Source organism: Streptomyces sp. NPDC054794 (assembly GCF_053611585.1).
Window position 1 is genome coordinate 73,090 of the sequence record NZ_JBSHAQ010000025.1, and the last position, 19,091, is coordinate 92,180.

The window sequence follows — 19,091 nt, forward strand, 5'->3', positions numbered from 1 at the left end:
CGTCGAGATCACGCCAAGCTCGGACGACGGTCCGGGGCGGAAGTGGAAGGGGACGGAGCGGCCCACCTGGGCGGCCGTCCCCTTCGTGCTCCCCCCGCGCGGATGTGACCTTCGCCGCTCCGGCCTCCGGGACTGTGCAGCTACGTTACTCATAAGTAGCATGAGCCTGAGCGCGCGCTCAGCGCATCGCAGCAGTGCCATCCCGCACCCTGGAGGAGAGCCATCGTGCCTCGTACCGTCAGGGATGTCGTCTTCGTCGACGGCGTCCGCACCCCGTTCGGCAAGGCGGGCCCGAAGGGCATCTACCACGAGACCCGCGCCGACGACCTCGTCGTGAAGGCGATCCGGGAGCTGCTGCGCCGCAATCCCGGTCTCGACCCGAAGAAGATCGACGAGGTCGCCATCGCCGCGACCACGCAGATCGGCGACCAGGGCCTGACCCTCGGCCGCACCGCCGGCATCCTCGCCGGTCTCCCCCAGTCCGTCCCGGGCTACTCGATCGACCGCATGTGCGCCGGCGCCCTGACCGCCGTGACGACCACCGCCGGTTCGATCGCCTTCGGCGCCTACGACGCCGTCATCGCCGGTGGTGTCGAGCACATGGGCCGCCACCCGATGGGCGAGGGCGTGGACCCGAACCCGCGCTTCGTCAGCGAGAAGCTGGTCGACGAGTCCGCCCTGTTCATGGGCATGACCGCCGAGAACCTGCACGACCGCTACCCGACCATCACCAAGCAGCGCGCCGACGAGTACGCCGTGCGCTCGCAGGAGAAGGCCGCCAAGGCGTACGCCGACGGCAAGATCCAGCAGGACCTGGTGCCGATCTCGGTGCGCCGCACCAACGCCGAGGCCGGCGAGACCGGTTGGGGCCTGGTCACGGCCGACGAGCCGATGCGCCCGGGTACGACCCTGGAGAACCTGCAGGGCCTCAAGACCCCGTTCCGCGTCCACGGCCGGGTCACCGCCGGTAACGCGGCCGGTCTGAACGACGGCGCCACCGCCTCGATCATCGCGAGCGAGGACTTCGCCCGCGAGAACAACCTGCCGGTCAAGATGCGCCTGGTCTCCTACGCCTTCGCCGGCGTGGAGCCCGAGGTCATGGGCTACGGCCCGATCCCGGCCACGGAGAAGGCCCTCGCCCAGGCGGGGCTGTCCATCTCCGACATCGGTCTCTTCGAGATCAACGAGGCCTTCGCCGTCCAGGTCCTGGCCTTCCTGGAGCACTACGGCATCGCCGACGACGACGCGCGCGTCAACCAGTACGGCGGCGCCATCGCCTACGGCCACCCGCTGGCCTCCTCCGGCGTCCGTCTGATGACGCAGCTGGCCCGCCAGTTCGAGGAGCAGCCGCACGTCCGCTACGGCCTGAACACCATGTGCGTCGGCTTCGGCATGGGCGCGACGGTCATCTGGGAGAACCCGCACTTCGAGGGGGACAAGTGAGCACCACCGCTGAGCTTTTGAAGGGTGCGGCCGAGCTGTTCCCCGACGAGGTCGTGACGTCCGCGCACGTACGCCACCTCGACCTGCCGTTCGGCGCCGGGCGCTTCGCGCTCATCACGCTGGACAACGGCCTGGACCACACCAAGCCGACCACCTTCGGCCCGGCCTCGCTGGCGAACCTCAACACCGCCATCGACCAGGTCGAGGCGGAGGCCGCGGCCGGTGACATCGTCGGCGTCGGCATCACCGGCAAGCCGTTCATCTTCGCGGTCGGCGCCGACCTCAAGGGCGTCGAGCTGCTGAAGAAGCACGAGGACGCGCTCGCCATCGGCAAGGGCGGCCACGAGGTCTTCAAGCGCCTCGCGGGCCTCGCGGTCCCGACCTTCGCGTACTACAACGGTGCGGCGATGGGCGGCGGCGTCGAGGTCGGCCTGCACTGCTCCTACCGGACCGTCTCCAAGGCGATCCCGGCGTTCTCCCTCCCCGAGGTCTTCCTGGGTCTGGTCCCGGGCTGGGGCGGCTGCGCGATCCTGCCGAACCTGATCGGCGCCGACAAGGCCGTCTCGGTGATCATCGAGAACAGCCTGAATCAGAACAAGCAGCTGGGGGGCCAGCAGGTCTTCGACCTGGGCATCGCCGACGCCATCTTCGAGGGCGCCGACTTCCTGGAGCAGTCGCTGCTCTGGACGGCGAACGTCCTCAAGGGCGACGTCGAGGTCGAGCGCCCGGTGATCGACCGCGGCGAGGGCTGGGACCAGGCCGTCGCCAAGGGTCGCTTCATCGCGGACTCCAAGGTGCACGGCGCTGCCCCGGCCGCCTACCGCGCCCTGGACATCATCGCCGCCGCCAAGAACGGCGACCTGCAGCAGGGCTACGACGCCGAGGACAAGGCGCTCGCCGACCTGATCATGGGTGGCGAACTGCGCTCCGGCATCTACGCGTTCAACCTGGTGCAGAAGCGCGGGAAGCGCCCGGCCGGCGCCCCGGACAAGAACCTGGCGCGCCCGGTCACCAAGGTCGGCGTGGTCGGCGCGGGCCTGATGGCCTCGCAGCTCGCCCTGCTCTTCCTGCGCCGCCTCGAGGTGCCGGTCGTGCTGACCGACATCGACCAGGAGCGCGTCGACAAGGGTGTGGGCTACGTCCACGCCGAGATCGAGAAGCTGCTGGGCAAGGGCCGGATCAACCAGGACAAGGCCAACCGCCTCAAGGCACTGGTCACCGGTGTCCTGGACAAGGCCGAGGGCTTCTCCGACGCGGACTTCATCATCGAGGCCGTGTTCGAGGAGATGGGCGTCAAGCAGCAGGTGTTCGCGGAGGTCGAGGCGGTCGCCCCGGCGCACGCGATCCTCGCCACCAACACCTCCTCCCTGTCGGTGTCGGAGATGGCGTCGAAGCTCCAGCACCCCGAGCGGGTCGTGGGCTTCCACTTCTTCAACCCGGTCGCCGTCCTGCCGCTCCTGGAGATCGTCCGGGGCGAGCAGACCGACGACGCCTCGCTGGCCACGGCCTTTGGCGTCGCCAAGAAGCTGAAGAAGACCGCGGTCCTCACCAAGGACGCCCCGGCGTTCGTCGTGAACCGCATCCTGACCCGCTTCATGGGCGAGATCCAGAACGTCATCGACGAGGGCACCCCGGTCGAGGTCGCCGAGAAGGCCATCGAGCCGCTCGGCCTGCCGATGTCCCCGCTGGTGCTGCTGGAGCTGGTCGGTCCCGCGATCGGTCTGCACGTCTCGGAGACCCTCAACCGGGCCTTCCCGGACCGCTTCACGGTCTCCCCGAACCTCGCGGCCGTCGTCAAGGCGGGCAAGCGCGGCTTCTACGTCTACGACAGCGGCAAGCCGGAGCTGGACCCCGAGGTCGCCGCGCTGCTCAAGCAGGGCGATGTGGTCCTGACCGAGGAGCAGGTCCGGGCCCGCGTCCTGGACGCGGTGGCGCAGGAGATCGGTCTGATGCTCGACGAGGGCGTCGTGGCCGAGGCCCAGGACATCGACCTCTGCCTGATCACGGGCGCCGGCTGGCCCTTCCACCTGGGCGGCATCACGCCGTACCTGGACCGCGAGGGTGTCTCGGAGCGCGTGAACGGCAAGAAGTTCCTGGCGCCGGGCGTCGCCAGCGTCCCGGCGTGACGCTTCGCTGATTCGGCCGGGTGCCCGTACTCCCGTTGGGGGGTGCGGGCACCCTGTGCTTCGGTGCTGGGGGCTGTGCCCCCAGCACCCCCTTTCGGCCTGAACGGCCTCGTCCCCTCAAACGCCGGACGGGCTGAGATGTGCCGACGGGTCAGATCTCCCGCCAGGCCTCCAGGGCCAGGCCTGGCTCCTCCTTGCGGCGGGTCAGCAGGAGGGTGCCGGTCGACGGTGACAACGATGCCGCGACGACCCGGCCGTCCTCGTCCAGCGTGACGCGGACCAGGGCATCGGCCGGCAGGGACGGCCCGGACTCGGTCCACCAGGCGCCGGCCGACTCGTCCTCCGTCGGATAGGCGGCGAAGGCCACCCGGCCGCTCGCCGAACGCTGGGCGAGCAGGGTGCAGTCGTGGCCGTCGAGTTCACAGCGGACGGCGGACACCGGCCCGGGGCCTGCGGCGGCGAGTACGGCGGTGGGCTTGCCGCCGGGCCGCCAGACGCACAGGTCACCGGAGTCGTCGGTGTAGAAGAGGGTGGTGCTGTCGGCGGACGTGGCCAGCGCGTGCAGGGTGTCCGGGCGGACGGAGGCCTCCATCGCCTCCTGAAGGACCGGCTGCGCGCCGGGCTCCTCCTGGCGCCAGTGCAGCAGGGCGCCGGGGACGGCCGCGTACAGCTCGACCCGCCCGGACTCGCCCGTGACCGCCGCCAGTTCGCCCTGGACGTCCCGGCCCTTCAGGTCCCACCAGGGGTTCCAGCCGCCCTTCTCCTTCTGGGTGAGCAGGCTCACCCCGCCGCCGCTGTTGCGGACGAAGACATGGGCCCGGCCCTGTGCGTCCACCGCGACCGCGGGCGGGCCGGTGCGGATGCCCTTCTTGTCGGGGTGGCCGATCGGGTGCCAGTCCAGGGCGGCCAGGTGCGGGCGGAAGTGCGTGGAGTGCACGAGGCCCGACTCGACCTTGCCCGTGGGCCGCCAGGAGACCAGATGGGCGTAACGGTCCGGGCCCTGGACGACGGCGAGCACCGGGTGCAGCAACTGATCGCCGCCCACCTTGCGTGCGATGCCCCAGGGACCGCCGGGGCCGCGTTCCGCCCGGCACAGGACGGCCTCGCCCGACGGCAGGTAGACACTGAGTCGGCCGTCGCGGCCGCGTATGAGCCAGTCGCCGTTCACCGGTTCACCTTAAGCGGCGCGTGTCGTCGGCCTTGGCGCACCCCCCTGCCCGGTCGCCGTAGCGGCGGATGAACGGGCCGGTGTGCCGTGCGACCCTGGGCCCATGGACCTCGAAGACCCGCTGCTCGTGATCGTCGACGCCGCGAACGTGGTCGGGTCGGTGCCCGACGGCTGGTGGCGGGACCGCAAGGGCGCCGCGGAGCGGCTGCGGGACCGGCTGGGCTCGGAGGGGCTGCCCGGCCGTCCCCGCCCCGTGGAGATCGTGCTGGTGGTGGAGGGCGCGGCCCGCGGAGTGGAGTCCGTGCCCGGCGTACGGGTGGAGTCGGCGCCGGGCAGCGGGGACGACCGGATCGTCGAGCTGGTCGCCGAGGCCCCCGGGCGGCCCTGCCTGGTCATCACGGCCGACCGCGAACTGCGTGGCCGGGTGGCGGAGTTGGGCGCCGAGGTGACCGGGCCGCGCGCGGTGCTGGGCGGCCGTCCCTAGGTCCTCCCGTCACACTCGCCCGCGCGCGGCTACCGCTCGGGCACCCGCGCGTAGAGCACCGCGCCGTCCACCCTCGCCACCTCCGCGTAGCGTGCCGTCAGCAGCCGTCGCAGGGTCGGTACGCGGTCCGGGGCGTACGGCTCGCCCCGGGAGTCGTCGACCACCAGGGCGGGCGCCCGGGCGGCCATCTCCGCGCGGAAGACGGGCCAGGCGCCCCGGACGGCGTACTTCTCGCCGACCTGGGGGCCGTTGCGGCCGCCGCTGTAGTTGGTGAGGAGCCCGGCGGTGAGGTAGCGGCTGGCGGGGGTGCGGGACGCGAGCCAGTACGTCTCCGGGTGTATGCCCCAGAACAGGACACGGTCGGCGGGTGTCGTGCGCTGCGCGACCGCGGCGGCCAGGCGCTGGGCGTGGGCGAGTTCGGGGCGGGGGGCGAGCAGGCCCCAGGTCAGGAACAGGGAGCAGCAGCAGGCCGAGGTGAGCAGCGCGGCCGTGAGTCGTTCGCGGGGCAGTGTCCGCAGCGCGGCCGTCGCCAGCAGGGCCAGCGGCGGGGTGAGTTGCAGGAAGTAGTGGCCGAAGAAGTGGAAGCCGAGCAGGACGGCTCCGGCCGAGGACGCCAGCCACAGCCACAGGTCCGCCGAGCCCGTTCGGGCCGGCCGCGGCATCCGTACGACCGGCGGGATCAGGCCCGCGCAGGCCACCGCCAGGATCGCCGTGTTGGTCAGGCCCCGGAGCAGGATGTGGAGTTCGGAGCCGGTGAGGGTGGCGTAGGCCGCCGAGCCGGTGACGGTCCAGAAGAGGAAGCCGGCGGGGTCCGTGACCAGGGCCGCGCACAGCACCGGGACGACCAGTCCGGCGGCCAGCCGCAGCACGCCGCCGGGCGGGGAGCCGCGGCGGTGCAGGAGGTGCGCCACCGGCAGCAGGACCGCCCCGCCGGTCTGCTTGGCGAGGAAGGCGCAGGCGACGGCCGTCCCGGCGGCGCCCCAGCGGCGGCGGTCCGCGCACCACATCGCGGCGGCCGCGCAGGGCAGGGTGAACACCTCGAAGGTGGCGGCCTGCGCGTCCTCGGGGTTGAGCCCGACGGAGACCAGCAGATAGAGCATCCCGGCCGTCCGGCCCGCGGTGTCGCCCCAGCGGCGCCGGGCCAGCGAGGCCAGCAGCACGGCGGTGACCAGTTGGGCGAGGACCGCGAGGATCCGGACCGGCGTGAGCGACGCCGAGCCGTACAGCGCGAAGGCCGCCTCGTACAGCCACGGCACGAGCGGCGGCTTGCGGTCCACGACCGTCTCGTACAGCCGGCCGCCGTGCGCCAGCATCCGGGCCTGTACGGCGAGATAGCCCTCGTCGGGGTTCCACAGCGGCCGTACGAAGGACGGCACCCGGGTGATACAGGCCAGGGCCGCCAGCTGCGGCAGCAGTCTCGCCCAGTACGCCTTCCGTACGACTACGGACCGTGGTGGGGCGAGGGGTGCGGCGAGCATGGGGTGCACGCTATCCGGCCGCGACGTCTGCATCGAAACGGGACATACGGGGCCGGGTCGGCGAGCCGGTCGATCACTCCGCGTTCATCTACCGCGCCGGGCCGCCCGGGCGGCCCTTGGTCACCGCGCCGGTCGTGTTCTCCCCCTCCCCCGCGAGGCGGCTGTGCGTGCGCCCGTACAGGACGTAGACGACGAAGCCGATGACCATCCAGATGGCGAACCGGAGCCAGGTCTCGGCGGGCAGGTTCAGCATCAGCCACAGGGTGGCGACGACGGACAGGATCGGGATGAAGGGCACCCACGGGGTGCGGAAGGCGCGGGGCAGGTCCGGGCGGGTGCGGCGGAGGATGATCACGCCGAGTGCCACGACGACGAAGGCGAAGAGGGTGCCGATGTTCACCAGTTCGGCGAGTTCACTCAGACTGGTGAAGCCCGCGATGATCGCGATGAGGACGCCGAGCAGGATGGTCGGCCGGTGCGGGGTCCTGAACCGGGGGTGGACGACGGAGAAGAAGCGGGGCAGCAGTCCGTCGCGGCTCATCGCGAAGAACACCCGGGTCTGACCGAGCAGCAGGATCATGCAGACCGTGGTCAGGCCGACGACGGCGCCGAAGCTGATCGCGCCCGAGAACCAGGGGTGCCCGGTGGCCTTGAAGGCGTCGGCGAGCGGGGCGTCCACGGAGAGGTCGGTGTAGTGCTGCATGCCGGTGACGACGATGGACACCGCCACGTACAGCGCCGTGCAGATGAACAGGGAGCCGAGGATGCCGCGCGGCATGTCCCGCTGCGGGTTCTTGGTCTCCTCGGCGGCGGTGGCCACCACGTCGAAGCCGATGAAGGCGAAGAAGACGACGGAGGCGGCGGTGAAGATCCCCATCACGCCGAAGTTGGACGGGGCCCAGCCGAACATCAGCTGGATGAGCGGGGCCTTGAGGGTGCCCCCGACCTCCACCGCCTGGGCCTTGGGGATGAACGGCCTGTAGTTGCCGCTCTGGATGAAGAACGCCCCGGCGATGATCACGATCAGGACGACCGTCACCTTGATGGCGACGACCACCTCGGTGACCCGCGCGGACAGCTTCATGCCGATCACCAGGATGGCGGTGAGCGCCAGGACCAGTGCGGCGGCGAGGATGTCGAAGCCGAGGCCGTGGGCCCCGTCCCGGCCGGCGAGGTAGTCGGGCAGGTGCCAGCCGGCGTTGTCGAGGAGCGAGCGCATGTAGCCGGACCAGCCGACGGCGACCACCGCCGTGCCGAGCGCGAACTCCAGGACCAGGTCCCAGCCGATGATCCAGGCGGGCAGTTCACCCAGGGAGGCGTACGAGAAGGTGTACGCGGACCCGGCCACCGGGACGGTGGAGGCGAACTCCGCGTAGCAGAGCGCGGCGAGGGCGCAGACCACGCCGGCCGCGACGAAGGCCAGGGAGACGGCGGGTCCCGCGTTCTCCTTGGCGACCTTGCCGGTCAGGACGAAGATGCCGGTGCCGATGATGACACCGACGCCGAAGACGGTCAGATCCAGCGCGGACAAGGACTTCTTGAGCGCGTGCTCAGGCTCCTCGGTATCGCGGATGGACTGCTCGACCTTCTTCGTCCGGAAGAGGGTGCTGCTCACGGGATACCTCCCACGCTTGTCGTCCTCGACATGCCTCGACATGATCGAGAGGGGGCGTGGTACGTATGCCCCGGCCTGGACGCATTCACGCAAATGGGCCGGTTTCACCACCTCGACAGCGGTGCAACCGGCCCACGGGACGCTCGTGGCGTTCTAGTCGCGCGCGGGCTCCACGGAGCCGACCTCGGCCTCCGGCCGGTCGAACCGGCCGTCCAGCTTGGCGACCAGGCCGGTGACCTGGCGGGCGATGTCGGGGGCGGTCAGCCCGATCTCGGCCATGACCTCGGCGCGCGAGGCGTGGTCGAGGAAGCGCGGCGGGATGCCGAAGTCGCGCAGCGGGAGGTCGACGCCGGCGTCGCGCAGGGCCTGGGCGACCGCCGAGCCGACGCCGCCGACCCGGGAGTTGTCCTCGACGGTGACGACCACCCGGTGCCGCTCGGCGAGCGGGGCCATGGCCTCGTCGACCGGCTTGACCCAGCGCGGGTCGACGACGGTGGTGGAGATGCCCTGCTTGTCGAGCAGGTCCGCGATCTCCAGGCACATCGGCGCGAGGGCGCCCACGGAGACGAGCAGCACGTCCGGCATGTCCGTGCCCGGCTCGCGCAGCACGTCCATGCCGCCGACGCGACCCACGGCCGGTACGGCGGGGCCGACGGCGCCCTTCGAGAAGCGCACGACGGTCGGCGCGTCCTTGACCTCGACGGCCTCGCGCAGCTGGGCGCGCACCTGCTCGGCGTCGCGCGGCGCGGCCAGCCGGAGCCCCGGCACGACCTGGAGGATCGACATGTCCCACATGCCGTTGTGGGAGGCGCCGTCGGTGCCGGTGATGCCGGCCCGGTCCAGCACGAAGGTCACCCCGCACTTGTGCAGGGCCACGTCCATCAGCACCTGGTCGAAGGCGCGGTTGAGGAAGGTGGCGTACACGGCGAAGACGGGGTGCACCCCGCCCGTCGCGAGGCCGGCCGCCGACACGGCGCCGTGCTGCTCCGCGATGCCGACGTCGTAGACCCGGTCCGGGAAGGTCTTGGCGAACCGGTCGAGCCCGACCGGCTGGAGCATCGCGGCGGTGATGGCGACGACGTCCTCGCGCTCGTGACCCAGCTTCACCATCTCGTCGCCGAAGACGGAGGTCCAGTCGGCGCCGGAGGAGGCGATGGGCAGGCCCGTGTCGGGGTGGATCTTGCCCACGGCGTGGAAGCGGTCGGCCTCGTCCTGGAGGGCGGGCTGGTAGCCGCGGCCCTTCTCGGTGAGGCAGTGCACGATCACCGGGCCGCCGAACCGCTTGGCGCGGGCCAGCGCCGACTCCAGGGCCTCGATGTCGTGGCCGTCGATCGGGCCGACGTACTTCAGGCCCAGGTCCTCGAACATGCCCTGCGGGGCGATGAAGTCCTTCAGGCCCTTCTTCGCGCCGTGCAGGGTCTCGTACAGCGGCCGGCCGACGACCGGGGTCCGCTCCAGGACCTCCTTGGTGCGGGCCAGGAAGCGCTCGTAGCCGTCGGTGGTGCGCAGGGTCGCCAGGTGGTTGGCGAGGCCGCCGATGGTCGGCGCGTACGACCGCTCGTTGTCGTTGACGACGATGACCAGCGGGCGGTCCTTGGCGTCGGCGATGTTGTTCAGCGCCTCCCAGGCCATGCCGCCGGTGAGAGCACCGTCACCGATGACGGCGACCACATGGCTGTCCGTTTTGCGAATCTGGTTGGCTTTTGCCAGACCGTCAGCCCAGCCGAGGACCGTCGAGGCGTGCGAGTTCTCGATGATGTCGTGCTCGGACTCGGCCTGCGAGGGGTAGCCGGACAGGCCGCCCTTCATCTTCAGCCGGGAGAAGTCCTGCCGGCCGGTGAGCAGCTTGTGCACGTAGGACTGGTGGCCCGTGTCCCACAGCACCTTGTCCTTCGGGGACTCGAAGACGCGGTGCAGGGCGATGGTGAGCTCGACCACGCCCAGGTTGGGGCCGAGGTGGCCGCCTGTCTTGGAGACGGCGTCGACGAGGAAGGTCCGGATCTCCTCTGCCAGCTGGTCCAGCTCCTCCAGGCTGAGCCGGTCCAGATCGCGCGGTCCCGAGATGCGGGTCAGCAGCGGCACCCGTGCCTCCTTGCAGTAGAGCTGATCGAGCTGTTGCCGGGCTTGTCGAGTCTAATGTTCCGCCTGAGCGGCCCGTGTCCGGGCTGTACGTGATACGTCACGCCAACGGCGGTACCCAACAGAAGGTTCCTCAAGACACGCCTGTGCCCGGCACCTTGACGGCACCGGGCACAGTCGGACAGCGGGCTGCTACGCGCGACCAGCGGTCTTCTGCGTCTTGCGGGTGATGGAGTCGATCACCACGGTGGTCAGCAGGACCGCCGCCGTGATCATGTACTTCACCGGCTCCGCGATGGACTCCAGCTGGAGACCGTACTGGATGGAGACGATGACCAGGACACCGAGCAGCGCGTTCCAGGTGCGGCCACGGCCGCCGAAGAGCGACGTACCACCGATGACGGCGGCGGCGATCGCGTTCATCAACAGGTCACCGGTACCGGCGCTCTGGTTGGCCGAGGCGATCTTGGAGGCCAGGAAGAGACCGCCGATCGCCGCGAAGCCGCCCGAGATGGCGAACACGGAGATCCGCACCGCCGTGACGTTGATACCCGCACGCCGGGAGGCCTCGACGCTGCCGCCGAGCGCGAAGATCTTGCGACCGTAGGCGGTGCGGCGCAGCACGAAGTCGGTGGCGATGAGGAAGGCCAGGAAGACCACCGTGGCCAGCGGCAGGCCCTTGTACTGGTTGTACATGAAGGCGGCCGCGAAGGAGACCACGGCGAGCAGGCCCGTGCGCAGCAGCGTGTCGCTGAGCGGACGGGACGGGACGCCCACGGCCTCACGGCGGCGGTTGCCCAGGAAGGAGGAGACGAAGAACACTCCGACCACGACGGCGGCCAGTCCGTAGGCGGCGGCCACGTCCGCGAAGAAGTACGTGGTCAGCTTGCCGATCAGGCCGTCGCTGTCGAGGTTGATGGTGCCGTTCTCGCCCAGGACCTTGAGCATGAAGCCGAGCCAGAACAGCAGACCGGCCAGCGTGACGGCGAAGGCGGGGGCGCCCAGCACCGCGAAGAAGAAGCCGTGCAGGGCACCGATGGCGACGCCCGCGCCGACGGCGACGAGGATCGCGGCCCACTCGGGCCAGCCCTGGTTGACCGCCAGGACGGCGGCGAGGGCGCTGGCCGCGCCGCTGATCGAGCCGACCGACAGGTCGATCTCGCCGAGCAGCAGCACGAAGACGATGCCGACCGAGATCATGCCCGTGCCGACCATCGTGACGGTGATGTCACTGATGTTCTGCGCGGACAGGAAGTTGGAGTTCAGGCTCTGGAAGACGACGCAGATGATCAGCAGACCGAGGACGACCGGGAGGGAGCCCAGTTCACCGGCCTTCATCTTGCGCTTGAACTCGCCGAGGTAGCCCGCCAGGCCCTGCTCGCGCACGAGCAGGCGGGGGTCGACCGCGGTCACCGCGGCGGCCGCGGCCTCGGGGTTCTCCACGGCGTGCTCGTCCTGCGCAGCCGCGGAGGTCTTGTCGATGCTCACTTGGAAACCTCCCCGGTGGAGCGCGCCGCACGGCGGGTCACGGCGTTGTCGGTGGCGCCGGTGATGGCGGAGATGATCTCCTCCTGCGACGTCGTCCTGACGTCGAAGACGCCGTTGTTGCGACCCAGGCGCAGGACGGCGACCTTGTCCGCCACGGCCTTGACGTCAGCCATGTTGTGGCTGATGAGGATGACGGCGTGACCGCGCTCGCGCAGTCGCTCGACGAGGTCGAGGACCTGGGCGGTCTGCTCGACACCGAGGGCGGCGGTGGGCTCGTCGAGGATCACCAGCTTGGGGGCACCGAGCATGGAGCGGGCGATCGCCACGGTCTGGCGCTGACCGCCCGAGAGCGAGGCGATCGGGATGCGGACGCTCGGGATGCGGATCGACAGCGTCGTCAGCAGCTCGCGGGAGCGGCGCTCCATCTCGACCTCGTCGAGAACCCCGCGCCGCGTCAGCTCGCGGCCCAGGAACAGGTTGCCGACAACGTCGATGTTGTCGCACAGCGCGAGGTCCTGGTACACCGTCGCGATGCCCAGGTTCTGGGCGTCGTGCGGCCTGCTGATCGAGACGGACTTGCCGTCCCATTCGATGACGCCCTCATCGATGGGGTGCACGCCGGCGATCGTCTTGACCAGCGTGGACTTTCCGGCGCCGTTGTCGCCCACCAGGGCGACGACCTCACCGGCGTGGACCTCAAGCTCTACGTCGGTGAGCGCCTGAACGGCACCGAAACGCTTGGAGACCCCGCGCAACGCCAGCACGGGCGTAGCGGACACGTGAACCATCTCCTTCGCCGCCTGACCCGGCGGGAGGTTGTGCAGAGACTTTGGGGGGATTTCCGTCCGGCGCCCCGCACCGAGCTTGCGGGGCTGTCTGATGCGCGGGGCGCCGGAGGAGCCTGGAGCAGTCATGTCCCGTACGGGGATTCAAGGACGAATCCCCGTAGCTGTGAAGGGACCTGGACCGCTTACTTGATGCCGAGCTTGTCGCAGGCGGACTTGTACTTGCCGGCGCAGATGTCGGCGGCGGTGTAGACGCCGTCCTTGATGACCGTGTCGTTGATGTTGTCCTTGGTCAGCGCGGTGACCGGGACGAGCACGGACGGGACGTCGGTGGCGGAGCCGCTGGAGACCTTGTCCTTGGCGACCGAGTCCAGGCTCTCGCCCTTGGCGAGCGCGACGGCCATCGCCGCGGCGGCCTCGGCCTCCGGGGCGTACGGCTTGTAGACGCTCATGTTCTGCTCACCGGTGACGATGCGCTGCACGGCCGCGAGCTCGGCGTCCTGGCCGGTGACCGGCACGTTGAGGCCGGCCGCCTTGAGGGCGGTGATGATACCGCCGGCCATGCCGTCGTTGGCGGAGTAGACACCCGCGATGTTCTTCTTGCCGACCGCGGAGATCGCCGTCTCCATCTCGGAGTTGGCGTTGTCCGGCGACCACTCCTTGGTGTCGTACTCCTTGGCGATCGTGACCTTGCCGTCGAGGGCCGAGTGGGCGCCCTTCTTGAACTGGGCGGCGTTCGGGTCCGTGACGGAGCCGTTGATCATGACGATCTTGGAGGACTTGGTGGCCTTGCTGCCCAGCGCCTTCAGCAGGGCCTCGCCCTGGGTCTTGCCGACCGCCTCGTTGTCGAACGAGGTGTAGGCGCTGATCGGGCCCTCGGCGAGGCGGTCGTAGGCGACGACCTTGATGCCGGCGTCCTTGGCCTTCTGGACCGAGTTCTGGATGGCCTTGGCGTCCACCGCGTCCAGGATCAGCACGTCCACCTTGTTGGTGATCATCGTGTCGACCTGCTGCGCCTGGAGGTTGGCGTCCTGGCGGGCGTTGTTGTACTGGATCTCGGCCTTGTTGTTCGTCAGCTCCTTGATCTTCTTCTCGATCAGCGGGCGGTCGAACTTCTCGTACCGAGCGGTCTTGTTCTCCGGGAGAAGCAGACCGACCTTGATGTTGTCGCCCTTCTTGGCGGACGACGAGGAGGAGCTGTCGCTGCCCTTGGACTCCTTGGCACTGCCACAGGCGGCCAGCGAGACAGCCATCGCACCAGCGGCAACGGCAACGGCGGCACGACGCATACGCGTGTTCACTCTTTGAAACCTCCCTGACGAGGCCGCGTCGTTGCGGCCGAGGTGGCTGGAAGTCAACTCGGCCACACGTGCGACGTCAAGAAGTAAATCCTTAACGAGATGGCAACGGTGCCATCCGTTCTCTAAGTGAAGGCAGGTGCCGCTACGGACAGCGACCCGTCCAAAAGGGTCGAATCGCCCATCTCGCTGAGGGCGAGAGCGAGCGCTCCGAGCACCTCCGCGCGGCCTCCGAGGGCCCCTGGAAGGACCGAAAGCTGGCGCGCGGCACTGGGGATGGCATAGCGGCCGACGGACTCCCTGATCGGCCCCAGAACCAGCTCTCCGGCCTCGGCGAGATCACCGCCCAGGACCACCCGGCTCGGGTTCAGCAGATTGCAGAGATTGGCCACTCCACTGCCGATGTGACGGCCGACGTCGGCGATCACCCGACGACAGCCCGGATCCCCGTCCCGCGCGAGCCGCACGACGCCCTCCATGGTGAGGTCGGCGCCGTGGCTGGGCTGGAGCAACGGCAGCACGTAGCGTGCGGCCGTGAAGGTCTCCAGGCAGCCGCGGTTCCCGCAGCGGCAGACCGGGCCGGATTCATCGAGTGTAATATGTCCGATTTCCCCAGCGGTGCCGCCCGGGCCGCGATAGATCTTCCCGTCGATCACGAGGCCGGCGCCCACGCCGCTCGCGACCTTGATGTAGGCAAGATCACGTACGCCCCGGCCGCTGCCCCAGACCAGCTCGCCCAGGGCGCCCAGGTTGGCGTCGTTGTCCACGTACACCGGCACGCCGAGCCGCCCCCGCAGCTCCTCCGCGGGCTTGGTGCCGGTCCAGCCCGGCAGGATCGCGGTGGAGCCCAGGGTGCCGGACTCCACGTCGATGGGGCCGGGCACGCCGAGCCCCACTCCCGCGACTTTCGTACGGTCCACCTCGGTGGCCGCGATCAGCCGGTTGACCAGCTCTTCGGCCCGGTCGAAGCCCTGCGCGGAGGAGGCGTCGACGTCCAGCGGCTCGGACTCCTCGGCGAGGACCTGGTGGGCCAGGTTCCCGATCGCGACGCGCAGGTGGGCGTGACCGAAGTCGACCCCGATGACGATGCCGGCGTCCCCGCTCAGGGAGACGCTGCGGGCCCGTCGGCCACCCGCCGAGGTGGGCGTGACCTCGACGGTTCCGCCGTCCTTCAGCTCCCGCACGATGTTGGAGACCGTTGCCGCCGACAAGCCGGTCGTCCGCGCGATCTCCGCCTGCGTGAGCGACCCGGCGAGCCGCACGGCTCGTACGACTCGTTCCAGGTTGGCTCGGTGCAGCGACGACTGCGACCCCGGAGTCTCCACGACGACCTCCTGCGCGCGGGACCGCTTCAGCGAGGCCCCGTCTATGTCTAACTAGTGAACTCTAAGCTGAGCTGTTTGGGTCGCCTCCCGTCAAGAGCTTGAACGGTTTCCGGGGTCTTGCCCACACGAGAGCGCGCCGCCCCCGGAGCCGGGAACGGCGCGCGCACGGGCCGTTGCGGAGCGCTGCGCCGAGCGCTGCCGCACGGGCACCTACTTCAGGGTCGCCGAGGTCAGACCGGCCTGGACCTGGCGCTGGAAGGACAGGTACACGACCAGCATCGGGATCATGGCGATGGTCACGCCGGCGAACAGAACGGGCAGGTCGGAAGCGTATCCCTGCTGTTGCTGGAGCTGGATGAGGCCCTGGGTGAGGACGTACCTCTCGGGATCGTCACCGCTCTGCGGCTGCATGAGGACCGTCGGCAGGATGAACTGGTTCCACTGGCCCAAAGTGTTGAAGATCCCGACACTGATCAGGCCCGGCTTCGCCATCGGAAGCATCACCTGGAAGAAGGTCCGGGTGTGCGAGGCGCCGTCCAGGATCGACGCCTCGAAGACCGCCGTGGGCAGGGTCCGGAAGAAGGCGTGCATGAAGAACACCGTGAACGGCATCGAGTAGGCGATGTACACCAGGATCAGGCCCTGGTAGGTGTTCAGCATGTCCAGCCGCTTGACCATGAAGAACAGCGGGACCAGGGCGAGGAACACCGGGAACATCGCGCCGGCGACGAAGAAGTAGTAGAGGAGCCGGTTGCCCCAGAACTGGTAGCGGGCCAGGACGTACGCGGCCATCGAGCCGAAGAGCATGGTCAGCGGCACGCTGAACACCAGCACGATGACGGTGTTCACGAAGTAGTCGCCGATGCCCTTGTTCCAGGCACGGTGGAACACGTCGAAGGACCAGCTGTGCGGCCAGCCGAACGCCGAACCGCCGATCTGGGCGTCGGTCTTGAACGAGCTCAGCACGAGCCAGAGCAGCGGCAGGATGATCAGCAGGGCCCACAGGGCGAGGAAGCCGTGCGAGAAGACGTTCAGGACGACGCCCTCACTGCGGCCGCTGCCGGGGCGGGCGGGGGTCTTGTCCACGGACCGCGGGCGGGGGCCGGCCGCGGTCTCCTTGATGGGTGCGCTCATCGTCGTCTCTCTCCCGCTCAGAACTCGATGCGCTCGCGGCGGGTGGCGCGCAGCGTGAACACGGACAGGACCAGGGTGAGCAGCAGCATGACGACGCCCATGGCGCAGGCGTAACCGCTCTTGCCGAAGTAGAGGAAGTTGCGCATCATCACGGTCGCCATGACCTCGCTGTGGTGGTCGGGGCCGCCGCCGTACTGGCCGGAGGTCATGGTGGAGACCAGGACGAACATGTCCATCGCGATGATCCCGAGGTACACCCAGGCCGTCTGCACGGTGTCCCACAGCAGCGGCAGGGTGATACGGAAGAAGGACTGGGCGCGGCCGGCGCCGTCGATGAGGGCGGCCTCGTAGATGTCCTTCGGGATGGACTGCATGGCGGCGGAGAACAGCACCAGATAGAAGCCGACGCCGTGCCAGACGACGACCAGGATCAGCGCCCAGAGCACGAGGTTCGGCTCGTTGAGCCATTCGACCGGATTCTCGGGGTCGACCAGGCCGAGCTTGGTGAGGAACCCGTTGAGCATTCCGCCGCTGTCGCTGCGGTACACGGCGCCGAAGAGCACCGCGAGAATCGCCAGTGACAGGACCTGCGGGAAGAAATAGACGACTTTGTAGAAGCCGGATCCGGCGACGCCCGCGACGCCGCCGGCCCTGCTGCGTCCGCCCACGTTGAGCATGAAGGCGAAGAACAGGGCGAGCAGGATCGTGATGACCGGGATGAAGATCAGGAACAGGATGTTGTGCCAGATCGCCCCCGTGAAGACGTCGTCCTGGAACAGCGCTTTGTAGTTGTCCAGCCCGACGAACTTGAAGGTCTGCGACTGGCCCTTCCAGTCGGTCAGCGAATAGCCGAACGTCTGGATGTACGGCCAGATGACGAAGATCAGATAGAGCGCCACGGGAACGAAGAGAAATCCCGCGACGAACCGGTACTGCCCTTTGCGCATGGCGCTCCTGCCCCTGGTGTCCCGGACCGGACCGCCCGGGATTCCGGGCGGTCCGGGGTGCGGATGGTCGAGCGTGCGGTCAGTCCCGGTGGTTCTTCTTGGACGCCGGGTCCTTCGCCGCCTTGTCCACCGCGGCCTGTGCCCGCTTCAGCCACTCCTTGGGCTGAATACGCTTGGCCATCAGCTCGTTGGACGCGTTCTGGATGGCGACGTCCATCTCGCTGTACCACTCGGGGTAGAGGTAACGGAAGGTGTTGTCGCCCGCCGCCTTGGACGCCTCGACCGTGGACTGGGTGCCCGGCCGAAGCTTGACGCCGGGGTCGACGCCGTCCTTGAGGATGGTGAGCGAGTTGGCCTCCTTGGCGAACAGCGTCGACCACTCCTTGGAGAGCATGCGCCGCATGAACTCCTTGGCCCCCGGCAGGTTCTTCGCCTTCGCCGGGATGATGAAGGGCTCGCCGGAGCCGGCCCGGATCGCCTCGAAGGGCAGCTTGCTGTCGGGCAGCAGCGGCATCGGCATGAACTTCATGTCGAAGTCCGCGGGCGTCTGCTTGAGCTGCTCGTTCTCCAGCCAGGAACCGCAGGTGATGAAGGCGGCCTTGTACTGGTTCCAGCGGGTCTGGGACTCGGTGTGGGTCAGGCCGTTCGTACCGGGCATCAGCAGGCCCTTCTCGACGACCTCGTAGATCGCCTCGACACCGGCCTGCGCCGCGTCCGAGCCGACGAACGCCTTGGGGTCGAGGTTGTCGATCGCCTTCATCGCGTCCAGACCGCCCGTCTTGGCGATCAGGTCCATGATGGCGACGTTGATGTAGTACGGGTACTTGCCCTGGTGGGCCAGGCCGCCGATGCCCTGCTTCTTGGCGTCCTGACAGACGGTGAGGAAGTCGGCCCAGGTCTTCGGCTCCTCCCAGCCCTTCTCCTTGAAGAGCTTGCCGGAGTACCACAGACCCCACACGGTGTAGATGTAGTTGAGGGCGACGATCTTGCCCTCCTGCATGCCCGCGTCCAGGGTGCCGGGGATGATCATGTCCCGGACCTTCTTGCTCGGGTCGTCCACGGACGGCGCGTCGAGCACCGGCGCGAGGTCCAGCAACTGCCCGTTCTTGTACAGCACGTCGATCTTGATCTGCTGGGCGCCGGAGTCGTCCACGATGTCCGGCGGGTTGCCCGCGTTGAAGCGGGGCTGCAGCTTGCCGGTGATCTCCTGGGTCCCGGTGTGGGTGGAGCTGATGCCGGCCTTCTTCTGGAAGTCCGACTCCCACGCCTTGGCGTAGTCGTCGCCGTACCCGCCCTTGAAGATGACGACGTCGAGCTTGCCGCCCTTCTCCGCGCCGAAGGGGTTCGACTTGGACGTCTTGCCCTCGTTGCCGTTGTTGTCGCTGTTGCTGTCCCCGCCCCCACTGGCACAGGCCGAGAGGAAGCTCATGGTGGGTACGGAGATCAGCCCTAGTGCGGCGGACCGCTTGATCAGATCACGGCGGCCTACGCCCTCGGAACCCTCGGCACCGTGGTGCGCTGCGGAAGTGGATCCCATGCTCAAGTCCTCGCCTTCTCCAGGACTCAGGCGGTGAACCGGATCCTCCCGGCACCGCGGTCGGGTAGCGCTGGGTCGTGCAGGGTCGTGCGGGGTCATGCAGGAAACGCCGACAGGTATAGTCCACTTCCGGCCGACGGAGCAAGATCGAATGCAAGGTTCGCCTTCGGTCTTTTCCGAGTTG

At 69.2% G+C, this 19,091-nt stretch carries 14 protein-coding genes; 3 read left to right on the forward strand and 11 right to left on the reverse strand.

Annotated elements, in window-relative coordinates:
* The first annotated feature begins 225 nt into the window (after nt 1-225).
* A complete protein-coding gene (locus ACWGKT_RS25670) occupies nt 226-1,443 on the forward strand; it encodes a thiolase family protein (RefSeq protein WP_184969671.1) in 1,218 nt (405 codons plus the stop codon).
* Nucleotides 1,440-3,569: a 3-hydroxyacyl-CoA dehydrogenase NAD-binding domain-containing protein gene (locus ACWGKT_RS25675; RefSeq protein ID WP_356153562.1), complete on the forward strand. Its 2,130-nt coding sequence runs from the start codon at nt 1,440-1,442 to the stop codon at nt 3,567-3,569. The genes ACWGKT_RS25670 and ACWGKT_RS25675 overlap by 4 nt, the downstream gene beginning before the upstream one ends.
* Nucleotides 3,570-3,720: 151 nt before the next feature.
* Here the strand turns inward: ACWGKT_RS25675 and ACWGKT_RS25680 are convergent, their stop codons facing one another.
* Complete coding sequence (locus ACWGKT_RS25680) at nt 3,721-4,737, reverse strand: hypothetical protein (RefSeq protein WP_453275543.1); 1,017 nt, start codon at nt 4,735-4,737, stop codon at nt 3,721-3,723.
* A 103-nt stretch (nt 4,738-4,840) separates the two neighbouring features.
* On the opposite strand from ACWGKT_RS25680, the gene ACWGKT_RS25685 reads away from it, so the two are divergent.
* Entirely contained in the window at nt 4,841-5,221 is a 381-nt protein-coding gene (locus ACWGKT_RS25685; protein WP_453275544.1) for an NTP pyrophosphohydrolase, read from the forward strand.
* A gap of 29 nt (nt 5,222-5,250) precedes the next feature.
* Here ACWGKT_RS25685 and ACWGKT_RS25690 read toward each other — a convergent pair whose 3' ends face one another.
* From ACWGKT_RS25690 to ngcE, 10 genes are all read right to left on the reverse strand, one after another.
* Nucleotides 5,251-6,699, reverse strand: a complete 1,449-nt coding sequence (locus ACWGKT_RS25690) for an ArnT family glycosyltransferase (RefSeq protein ID WP_453275545.1) — start codon at nt 6,697-6,699, stop codon at nt 5,251-5,253.
* Nucleotides 6,700-6,787: 88 nt separating this feature from the next.
* Entirely contained in the window at nt 6,788-8,314 is a 1,527-nt protein-coding gene (locus ACWGKT_RS25695) for an amino acid permease (RefSeq protein ID WP_453275546.1), read from the reverse strand.
* A 153-nt stretch (nt 8,315-8,467) separates the two neighbouring features.
* Nucleotides 8,468-10,396 carry a 1-deoxy-D-xylulose-5-phosphate synthase gene (gene dxs / locus ACWGKT_RS25700; protein ID WP_453275547.1) on the reverse strand — a complete coding sequence of 643 codons (1,929 nt, stop codon included), beginning with the start codon at nt 10,394-10,396 and terminating at the stop codon, nt 8,468-8,470.
* 189 nt (nt 10,397-10,585) lie between these two features.
* A complete protein-coding gene (locus ACWGKT_RS25705) occupies nt 10,586-11,881 on the reverse strand; it encodes a sugar ABC transporter permease (protein ID WP_235458491.1) in 1,296 nt (431 codons plus the stop codon).
* Nucleotides 11,878-12,669 (reverse strand): ATP-binding cassette domain-containing protein, encoded by a 792-nt coding sequence (locus ACWGKT_RS25710; protein WP_235458492.1) that lies wholly within the window; start codon nt 12,667-12,669, stop codon nt 11,878-11,880. Before ACWGKT_RS25710 ends, ACWGKT_RS25705 begins: the two co-directional genes overlap by 4 nt.
* Before the next feature lie 182 nt (nt 12,670-12,851).
* Nucleotides 12,852-13,955 (reverse strand): sugar ABC transporter substrate-binding protein, encoded by a 1,104-nt coding sequence (locus ACWGKT_RS25715; RefSeq protein ID WP_453275575.1) that lies wholly within the window; start codon nt 13,953-13,955, stop codon nt 12,852-12,854.
* A 134-nt stretch (nt 13,956-14,089) separates the two neighbouring features.
* Nucleotides 14,090-15,289 (reverse strand): ROK family transcriptional regulator, encoded by a 1,200-nt coding sequence (locus ACWGKT_RS25720; protein WP_453275548.1) that lies wholly within the window; start codon nt 15,287-15,289, stop codon nt 14,090-14,092.
* Between the two features lie 210 nt (nt 15,290-15,499).
* Nucleotides 15,500-16,423: a carbohydrate ABC transporter permease gene (locus ACWGKT_RS25725; protein ID WP_453275549.1), complete on the reverse strand. Its 924-nt coding sequence runs from the start codon at nt 16,421-16,423 to the stop codon at nt 15,500-15,502.
* A gap of 17 nt (nt 16,424-16,440) precedes the next feature.
* Entirely contained in the window at nt 16,441-17,370 is a 930-nt protein-coding gene (locus ACWGKT_RS25730; RefSeq protein ID WP_356153591.1) for a carbohydrate ABC transporter permease, read from the reverse strand.
* 79 nt (nt 17,371-17,449) lie between these two features.
* Nucleotides 17,450-18,907, reverse strand: a complete 1,458-nt coding sequence (gene ngcE, locus ACWGKT_RS25735; protein ID WP_453275550.1) for an N-acetylglucosamine/diacetylchitobiose ABC transporter substrate-binding protein — start codon at nt 18,905-18,907, stop codon at nt 17,450-17,452.
* Between the last annotated feature and the right edge of the window lie 184 nt (nt 18,908-19,091).

What these genes read in the sequence shown, in the direction of transcription:
- ACWGKT_RS25685 (WP_453275544.1), top strand. Translation starts at nt 4,841, where the DNA reads ATGGACCTCGAAGACCCGCTGCTCGTGATCGTCGACGCCGCGAACGTG.
- ACWGKT_RS25690 (WP_453275545.1), bottom strand. Translation starts at nt 6,699, where the DNA reads ATGCTCGCCGCACCCCTCGCCCCACCACGGTCCGTAGTCGTACGGAAG.
- ACWGKT_RS25710 (WP_235458492.1), bottom strand. Translation starts at nt 12,669, where the DNA reads ATGGTTCACGTGTCCGCTACGCCCGTGCTGGCGTTGCGCGGGGTCTCC.
- ACWGKT_RS25715 (WP_453275575.1), bottom strand. Translation starts at nt 13,955, where the DNA reads ATGCGTCGTGCCGCCGTTGCCGTTGCCGCTGGTGCGATGGCTGTCTCG.
- ACWGKT_RS25725 (WP_453275549.1), bottom strand. Translation starts at nt 16,423, where the DNA reads ATGAGCGCACCCATCAAGGAGACCGCGGCCGGCCCCCGCCCGCGGTCC.
- ACWGKT_RS25730 (WP_356153591.1), bottom strand. Translation starts at nt 17,370, where the DNA reads ATGCGCAAAGGGCAGTACCGGTTCGTCGCGGGATTTCTCTTCGTTCCC.
- ngcE (WP_453275550.1), bottom strand. Translation starts at nt 18,907, where the DNA reads ATGGGATCCACTTCCGCAGCGCACCACGGTGCCGAGGGTTCCGAGGGC.